Genomic DNA, 17,566 nt, shown 5'->3' with positions numbered 1-17,566 from the left:
AATGTATTGATAAAAATGTAAGCGCTTACTATAATGAAAGCATAAAGATAAATCACATCTTAGCATCAACAACAGAGGAGGAAATAATATGACAATCGCAATGGCAGTTTTATCATTCTTAGGTGGAATCATCCCATTAGTAGGAGAACTTTTAAAAGCAGTAATGTAAATTCATTATTCAGCAATTATTTATAAAAATTATCATATCTTAATACGAAAAAAGAGGAGGAAATAATATGGCAATCGCAACGGCAGTTTTATCATTCTTAGGTGGAGTACTTCCATTAGTAACAACACTTATAAAAGCATTCATGTAATATAATTCTCTGCACTTATTTTTTAAAATTATCATACAAATGATCTGTATATCAAAGATAAATTGATGTGCAGATCATTTGTGTGAGCAAAGTCCCTTTAAGCATTATGAAGGGACTTTTTTTAATTTCTACATACTTGAGGTTCCGTCACATCAACATCAAGTTAAAGCACTTTTAAAACATTGGCTCTGTTAATGTTGAATGTTGATAAAAAGTATTAAATATGGGAAGACACCTTAGTGTAGAGTGACAATAAAGTTGTTTAATTTACAATAAAGTCATTTAAAACAATTGAACTACCCCCACTTTCACTTCGTTTAGAAGTGGGGGATTCCTAAGTAAAGAGTTCTATCGAACTCTAATTTATTAGGCTATCTCCGCAGTCCTTGCGGTTAGAAGCCTTATCGCTTCATTCTTTAGATTGATACTTGCGTTAATATCTCTATCATGATGTGTACTACAAGAAGGGCAATCCCATTTACGTAGGTTTAGATTTTTAACGTCTTTGTTTTGATATCCACAACAAGAACATAATTGGCTTGAAGCAAATGTTTTCGATACGGCAATGACTTGTTTACCGTACCATTTTGCTTTATATTCCAACATGGTTCGAAACTGTGACCATGATACCTCACTAATCGCTTTTGCTAACTTATGATTCTTTAACATATTCGATACTTGCAAATCTTCTATACCGATAACATCGTGGTTTTTGATGATTTCAGTTGAGATTTTGTCCAAGTAATCTTTTCTAGCGTTTGTCATGTATTCATGAATTCTAGCAACCTTTATTCGTTGTTTATTCCACCGAGAAGATCCTTTCGTTCTTCTAGAAAGAACACGCTGTGCTTTGGCTAACTTCTCTTCTAATGATCGAAAAAACTTCGGATTTTTATAGGCTTTTCCATCTGACAAAATGGCAAAATCTTTTAGTCCTACATCCATTCCAATGTAAGATTGTGTTTTCGGAAGTTCTTGCACTTCTGTTTCTACTAACAATGACGCAAAGTATCTGCCAGAAGGGTTCCGTCTAACCGTAGCATTTAAAATACGTCCATTTACTTCACGACTTTTGGCAAATCGAACAAGACCTAGTTTCGGCAATTTAATTTTGTTTCCTACAACGGCAATGTTTTCATTTGTTTGTTTTGTGGTGTAAGATTGTACATTGTTCTTCTTAGATTTGAAACGCGGAGCACTGTTTTGTTTTTTGAAAAAACGTGTATAAGCATCCGCAAGGTTGCGAACAGACGACTGAATAGCAATGCTATCTACTTCTTTTAACCAAACAAACTCTTTCTTCATGGCAGGAAGTTTGGCAGAGCATGTACCATATGTCAAGCCGTTTCCTGTTTCTTTGTATGCGTTATCCCATAGAGATAGGAAATGATTGAATACAAAACGAGAACAACCAATCGTTTTATTGATTAGCGTTGCTTGTGCTTTATTTGGATATATACGAAATTTATATGCTTTATTGATAATCATTCGTTTCACCTCCAGTTCGACATGTGTCTATTATACAACGAACATACATTCGATAGGTAGTGAAGTGATAATGACAAATTACCCAGTAACACTTTACATGTGTCGAACAATTAAGATGGCTTCATGCCACCCCTTGTCCGAAGCCAATTCATCTCCCACCTACTCACTGGGCTGCGACCCTTCACGTTCCTTGAGGAAGGAGTCTTCTTGGCCAAAATGATAAAAGAAGTCCTGCCAATTTATAAGACAAGGCTTTTTTTGTACTAATTATATAAATTAAAGAAGGGAGATCTTGTATGGGATTACGAATACTGAGAAGTAAGCATTGGATGTTATCTGAAGATGATGAACATAAACAATACTTTTTACGTGATAATGCTGGCTATATGTGTAGCTTTGAAATAAAATTTGATCAAAAACACCCCACAAGCCAGCATTTTACAATAAATAAAAAGCATCCATTTTGAAAAAAGAATGATTAAAATGGATGCTTTTCTAGTAGATTTAAGATTGGTTTTTATAAAAAAGATTGTTCTTTTTTACTTATGTTGTTCAATAATAGCGCCCTTTAATGAAACAACTGTGATATCACTCAACAGTTCTTTAATCCAAATTATTGTTACTATTGAAACCATAATTTTCTAATCTCCGACAAAGAAAATATTTTGGAATGCGTATTTTTAAAAACAAATAAACAAAATATCAAGCATGTAGGCAACAAGAACGGAAGTTCATGGAATGCCCAACCTTAGCTTGATGGGCATGTATAGTGACCCCTAAATAGAAAACATTTCATTAACGTAGTTACTTTGCGCATTTAACAAAGTAAAAAACAAGGATTTTATCAAACTACAATCCATTGTACAATCCCATCCAACAGGATCATAGACATATCGAGTGAGGCTTTGCAAAACCGCAGGATTTCAAAACCTTCGTCATGCTTCACGTACGATAAACGGAATCGAAACCATTTATACTCTATATAAAAGAAACCGAAGTCTTAGCTAAGACTTCAGTTTTTCAGCGTATCATGAATTACAACAATTACTAGTGGTCACATAATATTGTGGCATACATGCTTACTTATGATTATCTCGTAAGAAATTTGGCAACAAAACCACTTCAACAATTACTGGCTACTTCCTAAACTTTGTAACAAAACCAATTTAATAATATAACATAAAAAAATCTAAAATTTTATGCAATATTGCATAAAATTTTAGATTGCAAGCCATATACTTTCTAAATATAATAAATATAAATATAGCTAAAAATTCTGAAAATACAGATATGTGTTTTGTGAAAGAAGATGAAATAGAGGAAACATCTATTTCATCGGTAGATTATTACGTGTATTTATTTTTTGATACATAAATCACACTTAAAAATTGATTTTTTGAATCATTTTTTAATAATATAAAATAATATTTAAGTCAGTACCTTAGGTAATATCTTTAACAAATATCATGAACTCAATTAAACAATAAAGATCATCAGAATATATGACACTATAACATAATCTTTATTTACGCCCTGAATTTTCTGAATAATTAAAATAAACTTACTTTTACAACAAGTACAATTAATATGTAGGATTTATCCTAAAAATTTGATGAATGGTGGGAATGAAATGAAACGCAAGATGTTAACAAAATGGTTTGGAATTATAAGTTTAATCATTATGTTGCTAGGGGTTTCTATTCCACAAGCAGCAGCCGAGATAATACATCAAGAGAAATTTCAAATGAACTGGAATTATATTAAATTCAAAGGTACTGAAGTAAAGGTAAAGTCAGACTTCCTAAGAACGTCATCAAAAGATGTTGCGTATTGTTTATCACCTGAGTTGAATTCACCTAATGGAGATGACCTTTCTGAAATTGGAAAAGAGGATGATTTTGTATATCGTGTCTTACTTTATGGATATCCTCAAAAAACGCCAGCAGAATTAGGGGTTTCTACAAAAGAGGAAGCCTACTATGCAACTCAATTAGCTATCTGGATTGCATCTAAAAAAATTGAACTCGTCGATTCAAAAACAGAAAACCAACAGATATATAACCTTGTAAAACATCTGGTAGAAAAAGCTTCTAAAGGTACTGAAGTGCAGGAAACATATTTGAATATAATACCTACTGGAAAACAAACTGTAGAAAAAAATGGAGACTATTTTGAAACAAATTTATATATGATTCAATCAAATGCAGTATCTGGAGTATATTCCGTTCAAATAGAGGATGCACCAGAAGGAGTTCAAATTATAAATGAACAAGGTGAAAAAAAGAATGAATTCTCTATCAAGGAAAAGTTTAAAGTTCTGATTCCGAAAAACACACCAAGTGGAAATTTCAAGTTAAGAGTAAATACAAAATTGCAGAGTTTACAAGCAGTTATCTTTGATGGACAACAAAGGGTTCAAAATACAACTGCCTTATTACCAAGAACGAGCGAGAAAAGCAGTGCAGATATAGTAGTAAAATGGGAAACATTAGGATCCTTAAAAATTATGAAGGTAGGAGAAAATAGAGAAGTCTTAAAAGGGGCTGTGTTTGAGGTTGTAAGTGAAAATGGGAATTTCGTAAAAGAAATCACTACAGCTGAGAATGGGATTGCTACATTAAATAACCTTCCTACTGGTACGTATGTTATAAAAGAAATTCAAGCTCCAGAGGGATATGTACTTGATCCTACAATAAAAAAATTAGAAGTAAAAACTGGTGAGAAAGCAGAAATAAAAATCAAGAATCGAAAAATAAAAAGTGACCTAGAAATCAAAAAAGTGCATGCTACATATGAAAATGCTAAACAATCTTATGATACACAAAGTAAAGAGCACACAGAAGAAAAGGATCTTGCAAGTAAAGAAAAGCATTACCTGCCATCAGCAGGAACAAAGCTTCCAACGACTCCATTTGTAGGACTAGGATTTATTATTTTAGGAATCTACATATTAAAAATAAGAAAATATCATGGTTAAAATCTATAAACAATAAAGGTTTGTTACCAATGTTTAAAGTTAAATATGCTAAGAAATGTTTTGTAAAAAATGTAGATTATAACTACTACCATAAATGAAAGCGCGTTCAAAATGTGCGACTATTAAAAAAGGCTCTGTTACAAGGTTTCTTACTATCAAATTAGATGAATTATTTTCCATTAACTATTATGAAACCATAAATATTTTTTGTAATTCACTTCACATCGAAAAACAGGAGTCTAGTTTAAGACTTCTGTTTTGTTTCTATATGGCATGAACGGTTTCGATTCCATTAACACTATCCCATATTGGGTATCTAATTTTATTTATCTTATCCACCTATTAGATTTATAGCGATGGGGAGTGATAAGGAAATCCAAAGGGATAAAACGGTGCAACTTTTTTATAAACAGTACATCTTCTTTATAAACGGTACGACTTTACTTCAAAGCTACAGTATTTTATTCTTTTTAACAGGTTATTTAGAATAATAGAAAGATAAAAAAGCTCATCTTTTATGAAAAAAGAGATGGGCTTTTTTGTTTGTTGCCAATAAGTGAAGTTACTCGACGTTTACGGATTAAAAAACACTCGTTCTGATTAAGGAAGAGTGTTTTTCTTTTTAGGTTATCTAACAGGTATAAACTTCCATGAGCTAGGTTTTTGTTTTTTTTCACCTAGTACGATCCAATTTTTCTCTGCATTTATATTTTCATAATTTAATGGATAGTCATCTGTAAAAATATTATATTCTGTAGGATTATCCAGGTTAATTTTAATTTTAAAGTCAGCTAAACTATCCGATTTTTGAGCAAGGTGAATCCAACTAGAATAATTAGACCAATTTAAATATTGAAATTGATCGTAATTTGAGTGCTTCATGCGAAGATATATACTCTCCCCGTGGTGTAGCTTTGCATCATTTTCTTTGTAGAATTCAAATTCTATAGGTGTACCAGATAAAGCATTGTTTTCTTTACTTGCAAGTGAGACATAATCGTAACGGTTTGCTACATACCATTCAAATGTTAGACCTTGATAAGGAGATTCACTTGGTACGATATAATAGTTTTTCCCTGCTTCTATGACGTTTCCTTCTATATCATAGATTAATGCAGTCTCTATACTTGGAGCTTTCACATTTTCAGTAAAAGTTTTAAACCAAAGATTTAAGAAACCTGCTGTATTACGCTGAGCTTCTCCTAAGCTTCGCTGCACAGCTGGGGTAACCATTTCTTGCCACAATTGTGCCTTACCACTATTATAATACTTAAATGTTTTATCATTAGTAATATTTTGGATTTCAGGTTTAGCTACTCGGGCTGCATAATCAATCCATTCTTCAGGTGTGGATAGAGAGTCGTTATAATTCCCTCCAGTATTGACTGCAAATTGATTTTGAATGGTTGTAACATAATTTTCAAAGTAGCTATGATATTTTATAGCTCTCGTATCAATTGCGGTAAAATTTGCTGCATGCATAGGTTGGGTAGCATCTGTAAAGTAGTGCGTGGCTACTCCTAAGTAATAGAAAGCTTTTTCATAGTCTTTATTTCGTAAATGTTCTCCAGATTCATAAAAGTATTTCTTACCTTGTGTAAGAGCCGTTGGATTTGTTTCTCCTCTATAATTTTCTTTAGTATCAGGATCATAAAAATGCGATTTCCATCCGCCTTTAAAAACGCCGCCTATTCCTGTTCCACCATCGTTAAACTCTGCATTATAATCTGCATCATATAATCCTTTAGAAAATAGATCTTTATATTGCGGATAATTTAAAAAGTCCACAGCCTGCTTATTTGCTTCAATATTAGATTCTGTTTTCATAATTTCAATAGCTTGTTTTGCAATCCATAAATGTGTGCTTTTATCAGAATGATACGGAGCTTCTGCAGACCATCCTGCAGTAATAGGATCATTCTCATTTAAATCAATTTGATCGAGATGAGCATAGCTACTTTGAGGAGATACTCCTAAAATAGTTAAAGTCACTCCAGCTATACATAGTGTTGATGCGAATTTTTTCATTTTTTTATTCCTTTCTAAATATAAAGATTCTTATGCAAATTTTCATCATAATAACGTGATATTAACAGGTGAATATCTCTAATAAAAGAGCGGTTAGCAAAGGCTAACTGCTAAATTTTTCTCTTAAAGGGATACCGCCACACATCGATCAACTTAAAAGTTTTAAGTAGACCTAAACAATAATTTTCTTTCTCTACCTCTAGTTATATATAAAAGTGCGTCTTATTTAAACATATATTTTTATGTAATTTTGCATATACAAATATAGGAAATGGTACAATCTTCCATTTATTATATTAATGAAAGACCGTTGTCTTTAGATTTAAAATCTATATCCATCAACTTAAGAATTCAGAATTACCCCAAAATGAAAAAATGAGCTGTTTGTTATAAGTTAGCAAAAAATTTTGTTCTTTGGTACTATGAAATTTTAGCTAGATGGCTATGTGACGGTCCCTCTACTTAAATTGACTCTCCAATTTGATGAGTATGATATATTTGAAAAAGCGCCGATATACTTGCGACCAAGTAAAAAAGCACCCTGTAAACAGGGCGCTTCACTTTTACCTAATGATTAATATTAGCACTTGGGTATAATGTTGTTCCTCCAATTGAAACTTTTATTTCATTTGTTAATGGAACATTTTGTTCATTAATAATTGTTCTCCACCATTCCCATGCAAGACCTGTACATTCTCTTGCTACAACTTTTACATTTTTTGCATTCGATGGAAGTGGTATGACTGTATTGAAATGAGCAGTTCTGTCTCTGCCGTTTCCTTCCCAAGTTTTATGGGTTAGTACTTCTTTGCCATTTTGATCATATGAGAATTCATCCCAAGATACATCAAATTGAGCAACATATCCACCAGTATGATCAAGCGTCATTTTAGCACTAGAATATTCTGTAGTTGTAGTCTCAATATAATCCGTATTGTTATGAACAGCAGCAGTTGCGTTATCTTTTAAGAAAGTGCTTGTATATGAAATTGGGTATGCTGGATTTTTAGAACTTAATTCTGCATTATCTTTAATGACATTTCGGATTTCATTAAAATCTTTTGAAACAACCTTGTTATGCTCTTTTGCATCTCCGCCTAATACTACAGCGGTAAAGGTACTGTCTTCAAAAATATCTTTGTACTGTCCACTCGCTTCAACGCCTTGCCCCTTAATTAAGGCTTTAAAGGCAGCTTGTACATCTTTGCTCTTAGATGATGTTTCTAATTTCACATAAACTGTTCTACCATAAGCTACATTTGACACCATAACAGGCGGAGCCGCATTACTTACCCCTTTACGAGTTAGCTCATCAAAAGTAACGCTATTATCAAAAAGATCTGATGGATTGTTAGGTAGTTCTGCACTTACGGTATAAAAGATTTGCTTATATGCCGCAACCATCACTTTTTTCTCTCCATCTGCAATCGCTTTAAAATCAATGTTCAGTGAATTGTCAAGATATTTAGCGTTAACATTAAGAGCACTTGCTATTTGAGATTTACTATACACCATAGATTCTGTATACTGCATTCTTGCAGGTAACGTATGTGTTTTTGAATACTTTTCATTCCAAGTAGATACTAATTCATCTACTGCTCCAGACACATTACCATATGTAGGATTTTGAACAGTAATTGTATTGTCTTTTCTCATGCCAGGTAAGTCTATACTAATATTCAAAGGTTTTCTCTTAGCTACTAACAAACTAGGTTGATTATCTGCAAAAGCTTTATTTGCAAGTTGTACTGCTCCTGGATAAGTACGATTAGCCACAGAATCAATAATTGAAATATCCACCGGTGAAGTTGTAAGTGATTTTTTCTCGCGTTCCACTACTACAAATTTACCATTTGAATTTGTACTTTCTTTCGGAACAAAACTCTCTACTTTATCACCATTTACTGCTAAAACCTCTTGATTATTATACTTAAGATTTCCTATGCCAGTATCAATGTTAATAGCTTTTTTTGTTGCATCAGCTGAATTACTTGTTTTTGTTTCAGCGAAGGAAATAGAAGAATAATTAATAGTGCATAAGCCAATTGATAAACATGCTAATAATTTGATTCCTTTAACACTTTTTATAACTTTCAAAAAATTCAACCCCTTGCTTTTTTCGTATTAAGGTATGATAATTATATATAAATAATTGCTAAATAGTGAACTTACATAAATGCTTTTAAAAGTTCTTGAACTAATGGAAGTGCTCCACCTACAAATTTTAAAATTGTCATTGCGATTGTCATATTATTTCCTCCTCTTTTGTTGTTACTAAGATGTGATTTATCTTTATGCTTTCATTATAGTAAGCGCTTACGTTTTTATCAATACATTTTAATATGCAATATTACATATGACATAAACTGGTTTTATTGCTATAATGGAAAAGGGAAATTCTACAGTATTTTTCGATATACCGAAAAGCTAATGAGCGTGAAAGTTCCAGTAGGTAAAAAGGGAAAAGAATGTTTATCATTCTTTTCCCTCTTTGTATTTTCATGCACCTCACATATCTATCGTAAGAGAGTACTTGTATACGATTATTTACTACATTCCTTTTCTTGGTTCTGTTGCAAAGTTTCCGAAGACATAAAGAGATGGGGAGTATTACGGACCAGTTTTATGAAACTATTAATAATTCATGTAATGCGTTATACGTCGAAAAAACGAAGTTTGGTTGAAGACTTCGCTTTTGTTTGTATATGGCATAGACAGTTTCTATACCTTTAATAGTACGTGAGGCATGGCGAAGACTTTGAAAGCCTAAAGAACGGGAAATTCGACGTTTCACATGTCGATGATCTTGCTCGATGATATTATTGAGGTACTTTATTGTACGATGAAAGGTATTCTTGTAAAGACATATCTCTTTATGCGGAAGCTAAAGAAGAAGATATGTCGTCAGAACCGTTGGTTCTCTAAAAGTTCGAGCTAGTCTTTTCATAAAAACATATGCTGCTTGTTTGTCTCGTTTTTGACGAAGTTGAATATCAAGTGTTTATCCCTCTTTATCAATTGCTCGATATAAATAACACCACTTTCCTTTAATTTTGATATAGGTTTCATCCAAACGCCAAGATAACAATGTGTTTTTGTATTTCTTCTTCCAAATTTGATAGATAAGAATTCCATATTCATGAACCCAGCGCATGATAGTTGTTGGATGAATAGAAATACCACGTTCTTTGAGAATTTCAGACACATCACGATAGCTTAAAGAAAAACAACAATAGTGGCCAGCGGCTACCAAGATAATATCTTTCTCGAACTGTTTTCCTTTAAAATATCCCATTTATTAAGCTCCTTGTTTGTTTTTTACAGAGTTTAGCTTACTTTAGAAAACTTTACAACAGAACCCTAATGTTGATATCTGATGAATATTTTTGAAAAGGGAGTGATGTTATAAAGTCACGATAATGTAATTTTTATAAGAATTAAATGAAAGCAACATGAAATTTTAGAACCGACATGAAGTGGAGAGAATAATTATATGTATCCTAAGTTTTTTAACAAAATGGCTTTTTCAAAAAAACATAAAGATTTATTAATTCAATTGTATAATAAAGAAATTACACGAAGTGAATATAATCACTTATTAAACGCTTTATATGAGCCAACACCAAAAGCACCTGACTATAAGACTAAAGATAATACTTTGACTGTTTAACAATTTTGATAACTTTATTAAATGCTTCTGAATCTATTCATGTTATTAGGTTCAATTAGTTTATTTCAATTTACAAAAGAATAATAATAGAAAAAATGCATTTGCATAGATACGTTTTTTCTGTATAGCCGAGAATAGGACTAATGGTAACTATCTTTAAATAAAGTAAATTCAGATTAGATAATGTTAATAGAAAACAAAGTAGCATCATATAAATTAGTAGACAGTATACACTTTTGTTAATGTCTATCTTTTTCTAAGTAAAAAAATTGGTATGTTCTCATTGACTTATCTATGGGTTCTGTTGCAAAGTTTTTTATACATAGGGGTGCCGCCGCATGCCCATCAACTTAAGATTTTAAAGTAGCCCCTAAACGAAAATTTTATTATTTTACAGTTATTTATGAGAATTTAACTCATTTTTTTCGGTTTGGGGAACAACCCACTTCTTAAGTCGACGGGCATGTATGGTGAAGTCTATTATATAAATTGGTCAAAAACTGACCTTCCTCAGTTTCTTTAATTCAATACATATGTTTTTTGTCATGGGAATATATGTTATAAATTTCACTTAGTCTAAGAACATCATAACATTCTAAATAGTATGGAGCGTGTATTATAATGAAAAAGATTTTATTATCGTTTATAACATTAGGAATGCTTATAGGATGTGAAAAATCTGATTCGTGTGATGAAGCAAGAGCTATCTACTCTGGAAATTGTAATTCTGCTAATACACTGACAAACGACAAAGCTGAATTACAATTAGATTCCAAATAGTTGCTTTAATACTTAATTTATATTTTAACAGGTAACAATTTCATTTCATTTTAGAGGGATATTTCCAATCGCAATTTCCTTTAGAAACAGTCGAAGAGGTTTCACTTTTTTTTAGTTAGGCTTTGTTTCTCCATGTTTTCCAGAGATTTTCGCATCTGTTCCATTTGTTCTTTTCCTTCTATTATATCAAACTCGATCCATTTGTAAGGATATAGCATCCCAAGAGAGAACCAATATATAAATGTAGACTATTGGTTCGTGTTGTTTAATATAATAATTAAGACGGTACGTGAAATTATTATATTAGTGATAAAAAAGCTTCCTGTATAGCGGAGCCTTGAATTTCCCTATTTAACTTGGTATTGTTGCAACTGTTTAACCAGGTACTCCGCACCTTGTAGACTTACCGTAATCTTTCCATTTGCTAATGACATATTACGTTCTGAAATCTCACCTGTTACCACACAAGCCCCACCAGCTTGATACTTCTGTAAAACAATTTTTTCTCCCTCTATAAAAATCTCTAATGATGATTGTTCTTTGATACCAAGAGTATCCCTGAATTCTTTTGGGATAACTACACGCCCTAATCCATCTACTTTTCGAGTCATTCCTGTTGATTTCATTTAGCTTCCCCCCCTTTTTCATTATCTTTTGTATCCAATATAATTCTATTTTATTACATGAACTCCAAAGAAAAAAGCCAAATTCTGGATAGATTTGGCTTTTTTCTTTTTACGCATTTGTAGCTAAAAATAGTATGGTCTTTAAATCCTTGTTAGGGGCAAGAATTTAAAGAAGAGTCTAGCTTAATTATGATTTTACATAAATTACATATTATAGTAAATTGATAATGTTTACGCTAAATATTGTAAATATTCAGTAATTTAATTCTTAGATTATTTATGCGCAAAGTCATAATTATTGAGTTTTACAAATGAACCGTCCTAAAAAGTGAACGAGCGTTTACAAAGGTATACTTTTATAGACATAACAAGCGTTCTTCACGTCTTTGAATACGTAGTAATAAAAACTAAACCACAAGGTGTACCTTTATAAACAAAAGAAAAAGAAGAAGAACCTAGGATAGATTCTTCTTTTATAAAATCAGAATTGAGTATTTGTAATAAATTAAAAGTTATATGGCTTTTTTATTGGAATTTGAAACGAGTAATTCCAGTAAATCACTTTGATCATACAAGTTTAGTAAGTGTTTTTCTATTCCAATACAAATTTCTTCTAATGGAAGATCATTTAAATCATGACCAAATGGATCTTCAATTTCAATTCCTAAAAATGCAAAACTAATAAACATAGTCACCATAACCGTAAACCATCCCATACTATCAACAAACCCAATTGTTGAACTATCCCCACTTCTAAACGAAGTGAAAGTGGGGGTAGTTCAATCCAAAGCAAAATATGTAGAAATTTAAAAAAATCCCTTAATAATGTTAAAGGGACTTTGCTCACATAAATGATCTGCACATCAATTTATTTTTGATATACAGATCATTTATATGATAATTTTATAAATAATTGCTAAATAATGAATTTACATAAATGTTTTTAGGAGTTCTTGAACTAATGGGATTGCTCCACCTAAAAATTTTAAAACTGTCATCGCGATTTCCATATTATTTCCTCCTCTTGTTCGTATTAAGGTATGATAATTTTATAGGTAACTGCTAAATAATGGACTTACATAAATGCTTTTAAAAGTTCTTGAACTAATGGAAGTGCTCCACCTAAAAATTTTAAAACTGTCATTGCGATTTCCATATTATTTCCTCCTCTTTTTTCGTATTAAGGTATGATAATTTTTATAAATAATTGCTAAATAATGGACTTACATAAATGCTTTTAAAAGTTCTTGAACTAATGGAAGTGCTCCACCTAAAAATTGTAAAACTGTCATTGCGATTTCCATATTATTTCCTCCTCTTTTTTCGTATTAAGGTATGATGATTTTTATAAATAATTGCGGAATAATGAACTTACATTACTGCTTTTAAAAGCTCTCCTACTAATGGGATGATTCCACCTAAGAATGATAAAACTGCCATTGCGATTGTCATATTATTTCCTCCTCTGTTGTTGATGCTAAGATGTGATTTATCTTTATGCTCTCATTATAGTAAGCGCTTACATTTTTATCAATAGATTCTTATATGCAATATTGCATATAGGGAGGTAATGAAATATCACATTTTCGGATTAAGACATGTATTAGAAATTAATTGTTCCCTAAAACAAAAAATGAACTCATTTCTCATAGACAACTGTAGTGAGGTGGAATTTTTTTGAGGGGTACTCCAAAATATTAGGTTGATGGGCATGTGGCGGTACCCTATGCCCATCAACTTAAGAAAACAAGTTACCCCCAAAACGATAAAAATAAATTTCAGGTCTATAAAAACACAAAATTTCCATTTAGAGGGTACTTTAAAATCTTAGCTTGATGGACAAGGGTATTCACTAAAATAGGTCGCCAGTCGTTACAGTCATAAACTCCTTAAAAAACTGTTCATAATTCATTTGTATTGCAATCCTATGTTTTGGACGATTACCGAATGTTTCTGGTTCAAAAGTAGATCTAAAATCTCCTATACTTTGCCCTCGTACAGTATCAAGTACATTAACCGTCACTGCTGATTGATGGTACGTAAAAATATCATCACGATTAATCGCAATCAAAGTGAGCGCATCATGAACCGGGCTACCTTGTATTCCAAGAACTTTTTTTTGATAAAATTGATAATAGTAATAGTCTAAAAGAGGCTTTAAAAACTTAGTTTTTCCTTTAGAGTGAATATAATTGACCATTTCTGGTGTTACGATAGCCGATTGTGTAACATTCAAAGGGTAAATTGATAGATTCTTTGCGTATCTCATTACAATATTGGCCGCTACAGGATCGCCATAAAAGTTAGCTTCGGCAATGGGAGTAACATTTCCTGGATATAGAAAAGCTCCTCCCATAATATAATAAGAATGTACATATTCCATCACATCTCCATAAAGGAGAAATAAAGTTGCAAGTGAAGTTAACCTTCCGGTATTCACGATAATAAGTTCATTTTTATACTGCTTAATAAGTGCGAGAACCTCAAAAAAATTCTCAAATGTTTGAAGCTCTAGTCCTGGGTGAATGGGCCCTATCCCAAATTCACCGTGAACTTCTGGATAAAAAGTTTCAGCTTCTGAAGACATGGAATGCTCCGCCCCACCAAAAACTTTTATATATTCTTTTCCTACACTTTTAAGTAAAAAACGAACATTTCTAACAACTTCAGCTTGAGGTACGTTCCCATAGTCTGCAACAATTCCTATAACATCAATTTTATCTGTTAAATGTGCATATATGATAGCTATCGTATCGTCAATTCCAAAATCTCCAAAGAACAATACTTTTTTCCCCATACAATGTTTCTCCTTAATTTTACTAGCTTCTTAAACGGATTATAATTATGTATCGTGATATAAGATTGTCCCCATGTCTTTTTGTAGTACTGTGTATGAATGAATTCATTTAATTAACATACACTTTCGTTAATAATGAACAAATTCCTTTTGTATGAAACGAAATAGTATATAAATACTGATCTTAACGCGTTTTTTCTGATATCCTATGCTCATCAGGTGGCCCTCAAAATCTAAAAAATGTATATTTTCCCCTGGAGATGTCAATTTTCTCGTTTTTGGGGTATTTCCCTTTATTAGCTTGATGGCGATGTGGCGGTACCCCAATACAGTCATACCACTTCTGCCGAATTCAAAAAATGTAAAAATCGTAGCAAGAGAATGTACTGGTCTTGCATGGGAATGGTGGAGAACAATTATTAATGAACAAAATGTTCCATTAACAAATGAAATTAAAGTTTCAATTGGAGGAACAACATTATATCCAAGTGCCAATATTAGTCATTAGGTAAAAGTGAAGCGCCCTGTAAACAGGGCGCTTTTTTACTTGGTCGCAAGTTATGAGTTCCAAAGTACATTTGGTACAAGTATCTCATTAAGTGAAGAACAAACAGTGTCTCGTAAATTTAGCCTTACTAATGAGTCAGATAGAACGATTACAGCTGCATTATACCAAGTTACTGCTGAATACACACTAGAGCCTGGCTCAGTAGCTGCAGGAATTGTAAATAAAACAGTAAATTCACCTTTTGCAAAGTTTTGGCAAGGTTGCGGTTATTGGGATACAGCTACAAAAGTAAAAGTATCCTCCACTTCAACAGGTTCAATTAAAACGGATGATCTAAAATTAGTTCGTTCAGATGTATTAGAAAAATAAAATTGAACAAAATGAGTTTTCCCCCAAGCTCTTTTGAAATAAACAAAACCCACAGAAAACATTCGTGTTCTCTGTGGGTTTTCTATGGGATTGGAATAAAGTTTGATTACTAAAAAGTCCTTTTATAATATCTAAAGGGACTTTGCTCACACAAATGATCTGCACATCAATTCATCTTTGATATACAGATCATTTGTATGATAATTTTTTATAAATAATTGCTAAATAATGAACCTACATTACTGCTTTTAAAAGTTCTTGTACAAATGGAATGATTCCGCCTACAAATTTTAAAACTGCCATTGCGATTGCCATATTATTCCCTCCTCTTTTGTTGTTACTAAAATGTGATTTATCTTTATGCGTTTATTATAGTAAGCGCTTACATTTTTATCAATACATTTTTATATGTAATATTGCATATCCGAGTAAGGTCAACGAAATATCACTTTGTCTCACTAAGGCATTTGGATAGCACTACACCGCAATCAAACCAATGACAACAAATAACCTATAACAAAAATTTTGTTAAGCTAATGGATGTGTAGCAAGACCCCATAAATAAAAAAGATAAGACCAGGAACTTGGTCTTATCTTTGGCATAAGGAGAAACAAATAGGGTAATAACCATCACTTTTCCATCATATTAAATTAACTGTTTAATTTGAATATGATAACTAAGAACGGTTCTGGTGCAAAGATAAAATGAAAATCAGTAAAACGCATATATTCCTAACAGAATTGTATTTTATGCTACAAGTTCAAACAATTTTCTTTTTTTGATATGGTGAGTCCTTTTAACAAAAAGAGAGCAGCTCGTCTGCTCTCTTATGATACCTCCTTATGTTCTGGGGAATGCTCAACACTTCCCATTCTCTTTAGTTTATTCCATCCTACCGCTACCCCTCGAATGGATGAAAATATAGATTTTATTACAACATAAGTCATAAATTGACGATAAATAAAGCGTTGTAAAATTAACCATACTAGTGGTTTAGGGTTCTCTTTCTCTAATTTAAATGCAAACAGAGAAGCGAGAAGATCCATTAAAAAGAATACAAAATAAAATCCTAAAACTTTTAGCGGATTGCTACCAAATAGCCCCATAATCATTAATATATCTGCTAAAGGAGCAATGAATTGCAGAACATATTGGAATAACCACATGTTAGGCAATGCAATAAATCCTAATGTTTTATGCTTTACATTAAACAAAGCTTTTCGATGTTTCCAAAGACATTGGAGTGTACCATACGACCAACGATATCGCTGTTTAATAAGACTTTTCACATCTTCAGGTGACTCCGTATAAGCATACGCTTTTTCTTCATATACGATTCTATGCCCTTGACGTAAAAATGTAATAGTAAGATCCGTATCTTCTGCCAATGTATCTTCGCTTAAATATCCAGATTCGACTACATTCTTTTTACGCCATGCTCCAATAGCTCCAGGAACTACCGTAATACAATTTAATTCATCAAAAGCTCTGCGTTCTAAATTAAATCCTGTAATATACTCGACATGTTGCCAAGTAGTCAATAAATTCCGTCTATTCCCAACTTTAACATTCCCTGAAACTGCCGCTACATTATTATCTTCAAAGTGTCTAATCATTAGAGAAACAGCGTCTTGCGCAATAATAGTATCCGCATCTAAAGTGACAATGATTTCTCCTGTTGATTTTTGAAATCCTAAGTTCATTGCCGATGATTTCCCGCCGTTTTCTTTCTGAATTAAACGAACTTTAGGATGTTTATAGAATGTTTCTTGCATTACTTTTGACGTACCATCTGTCGATCCGTCATCCACAACAATAACTTCAAACTCTCTATAATTACTATCCAAAATTGAGCGAATCGTCTTAACTATCACCTTTTCTTCATTATATGCTGCTATCACAACACTAACAAAAGGTTGGTAAGACGAATTAGCAAATAAACGAGATTTTGTTTTCTTTTTTTGCTTGAATGAAAAATAAATTAAAAATAGGAATCGGAAAATAC

At 32.1% G+C, this 17,566-nt stretch carries 10 protein-coding genes and 4 pseudogenes; 6 read left to right on the top strand and 8 right to left on the bottom strand.

From position 1 onward, the window contains the following. Positions 1-683 precede the first annotated feature (683 nt). On the bottom strand, positions 684-1,805 hold the full coding sequence (gene tnpB / locus BWGOE10_RS28695; RefSeq protein WP_070145829.1) for an IS200/IS605 family element RNA-guided endonuclease TnpB: 1,122 nt from the start codon (positions 1,803-1,805) through the stop codon (positions 684-686). 296 nt (positions 1,806-2,101) lie between these two features. Here tnpB and BWGOE10_RS33080 point away from each other — a divergent pair, with 296 nt between their 5' ends. The 3 genes and pseudogenes from BWGOE10_RS33080 to BWGOE10_RS28690 all read left to right on the top strand — a co-directional run bounded on the left by BWGOE10_RS33080 (position 2,102) and on the right by BWGOE10_RS28690 (position 4,782). Continuing rightward, complete coding sequence (locus BWGOE10_RS33080) at positions 2,102-2,272, top strand: hypothetical protein (protein ID WP_171903162.1); 171 nt, start codon at positions 2,102-2,104, stop codon at positions 2,270-2,272. 337 nt (positions 2,273-2,609) lie between these two features. Continuing rightward, positions 2,610-2,813: pseudogene (locus BWGOE10_RS33645) on the top strand (IS6 family transposase); the annotation flags it as partial. Positions 2,814-3,435: 622 nt separating this feature from the next. Next, on the top strand, positions 3,436-4,782 hold the full coding sequence (locus tag BWGOE10_RS28690) for a SpaA isopeptide-forming pilin-related protein (RefSeq protein WP_070145816.1): 1,347 nt from the start codon (positions 3,436-3,438) through the stop codon (positions 4,780-4,782). A 627-nt stretch (positions 4,783-5,409) separates the two neighbouring features. On the opposite strand, the gene BWGOE10_RS28685 is transcribed toward BWGOE10_RS28690, so the two are convergent. From BWGOE10_RS28685 to BWGOE10_RS30750, 3 genes and pseudogenes are all read right to left on the bottom strand, one after another. Then, positions 5,410-6,810 (bottom strand): zinc dependent phospholipase C family protein, encoded by a 1,401-nt coding sequence (locus tag BWGOE10_RS28685; protein WP_070145814.1) that lies wholly within the window; start codon positions 6,808-6,810, stop codon positions 5,410-5,412. Positions 6,811-7,377: 567 nt separating this feature from the next. After that, the gene (locus BWGOE10_RS28680) at positions 7,378-8,916 is read right to left on the bottom strand and encodes a thiol-activated cytolysin family protein (RefSeq protein ID WP_070145812.1); all 1,539 of its coding nucleotides are present in this window, start codon (positions 8,914-8,916) and stop codon (positions 7,378-7,380) included. A gap of 517 nt (positions 8,917-9,433) precedes the next feature. Beyond that, a pseudogene (locus tag BWGOE10_RS30750) lies at positions 9,434-10,105 on the bottom strand (IS6 family transposase). Positions 10,106-11,101: 996 nt separating this feature from the next. On the opposite strand from BWGOE10_RS30750, the gene BWGOE10_RS33075 reads away from it, so the two are divergent. Then, positions 11,102-11,260 (top strand): hypothetical protein, encoded by a 159-nt coding sequence (locus BWGOE10_RS33075; RefSeq protein WP_171903161.1) that lies wholly within the window; start codon positions 11,102-11,104, stop codon positions 11,258-11,260. 347 nt (positions 11,261-11,607) lie between these two features. On the opposite strand, the gene BWGOE10_RS28665 is transcribed toward BWGOE10_RS33075, so the two are convergent. From BWGOE10_RS28665 to BWGOE10_RS28650, 3 genes and pseudogenes are all read right to left on the bottom strand, one after another. After that, positions 11,608-11,886 carry an AbrB/MazE/SpoVT family DNA-binding domain-containing protein gene (locus BWGOE10_RS28665; protein WP_070145808.1) on the bottom strand — a complete coding sequence of 93 codons (279 nt, stop codon included), beginning with the start codon at positions 11,884-11,886 and terminating at the stop codon, positions 11,608-11,610. Between the two features lie 512 nt (positions 11,887-12,398). Further along, a pseudogene (locus BWGOE10_RS28660) lies at positions 12,399-12,620 on the bottom strand (bestrophin family ion channel); the annotation flags it as partial. A 1,118-nt stretch (positions 12,621-13,738) separates the two neighbouring features. After that, positions 13,739-14,683 carry a nucleoside hydrolase gene (locus BWGOE10_RS28650; RefSeq protein WP_070145804.1) on the bottom strand — a complete coding sequence of 315 codons (945 nt, stop codon included), beginning with the start codon at positions 14,681-14,683 and terminating at the stop codon, positions 13,739-13,741. Between the two features lie 325 nt (positions 14,684-15,008). Between BWGOE10_RS28650 and BWGOE10_RS28645 the strand changes: the two are divergent. Both BWGOE10_RS28645 and BWGOE10_RS28640 read left to right on the top strand, forming a co-directional pair. Continuing rightward, a pseudogene (locus BWGOE10_RS28645) lies at positions 15,009-15,191 on the top strand (thiol-activated cytolysin C-terminal domain-containing protein); the annotation flags it as partial. Positions 15,192-15,230: 39 nt separating this feature from the next. Continuing rightward, positions 15,231-15,560, top strand: a complete 330-nt coding sequence (locus BWGOE10_RS28640; RefSeq protein ID WP_206703231.1) for a hypothetical protein — start codon at positions 15,231-15,233, stop codon at positions 15,558-15,560. An 828-nt stretch (positions 15,561-16,388) separates the two neighbouring features. On the opposite strand, the gene BWGOE10_RS28635 is transcribed toward BWGOE10_RS28640, so the two are convergent. Next, positions 16,389-17,566, bottom strand: a 1,178-nt coding sequence (locus tag BWGOE10_RS28635) for a glycosyltransferase family 2 protein (RefSeq protein WP_131798995.1), incomplete at its 5' end; no start/stop codon positions are given.

The sequence above is a fragment of the Bacillus mycoides genome, from assembly GCF_001757995.1.
Taxonomy (GTDB): domain Bacteria; phylum Bacillota; class Bacilli; order Bacillales; family Bacillaceae_G; genus Bacillus_A; species Bacillus_A mycoides_B.
Note: the sequence above shows the minus strand (reverse complement) of the source record. Positions and strands in the feature narration are given on the sequence as shown.

Coding starts and splice junctions, on each gene's coding strand:
- BWGOE10_RS33080 (WP_171903162.1), top strand. CDS start 2,102: ATGGGATTACGAATACTGAGAAGTAAGCATTGGATGTTATCTGAAGAT.
- BWGOE10_RS33075 (WP_171903161.1), top strand. CDS start 11,102: ATGAAAAAGATTTTATTATCGTTTATAACATTAGGAATGCTTATAGGA.
- BWGOE10_RS28650 (WP_070145804.1), bottom strand. CDS start 14,683: ATGGGGAAAAAAGTATTGTTCTTTGGAGATTTTGGAATTGACGATACG.
- BWGOE10_RS28685 (WP_070145814.1), bottom strand. CDS start 6,810: ATGAAAAAATTCGCATCAACACTATGTATAGCTGGAGTGACTTTAACT.
- BWGOE10_RS28665 (WP_070145808.1), bottom strand. CDS start 11,886: ATGAAATCAACAGGAATGACTCGAAAAGTAGATGGATTAGGGCGTGTA.
- BWGOE10_RS28690 (WP_070145816.1), top strand. CDS start 3,436: ATGAAACGCAAGATGTTAACAAAATGGTTTGGAATTATAAGTTTAATC.
- tnpB (WP_070145829.1), bottom strand. CDS start 1,805: ATGATTATCAATAAAGCATATAAATTTCGTATATATCCAAATAAAGCA.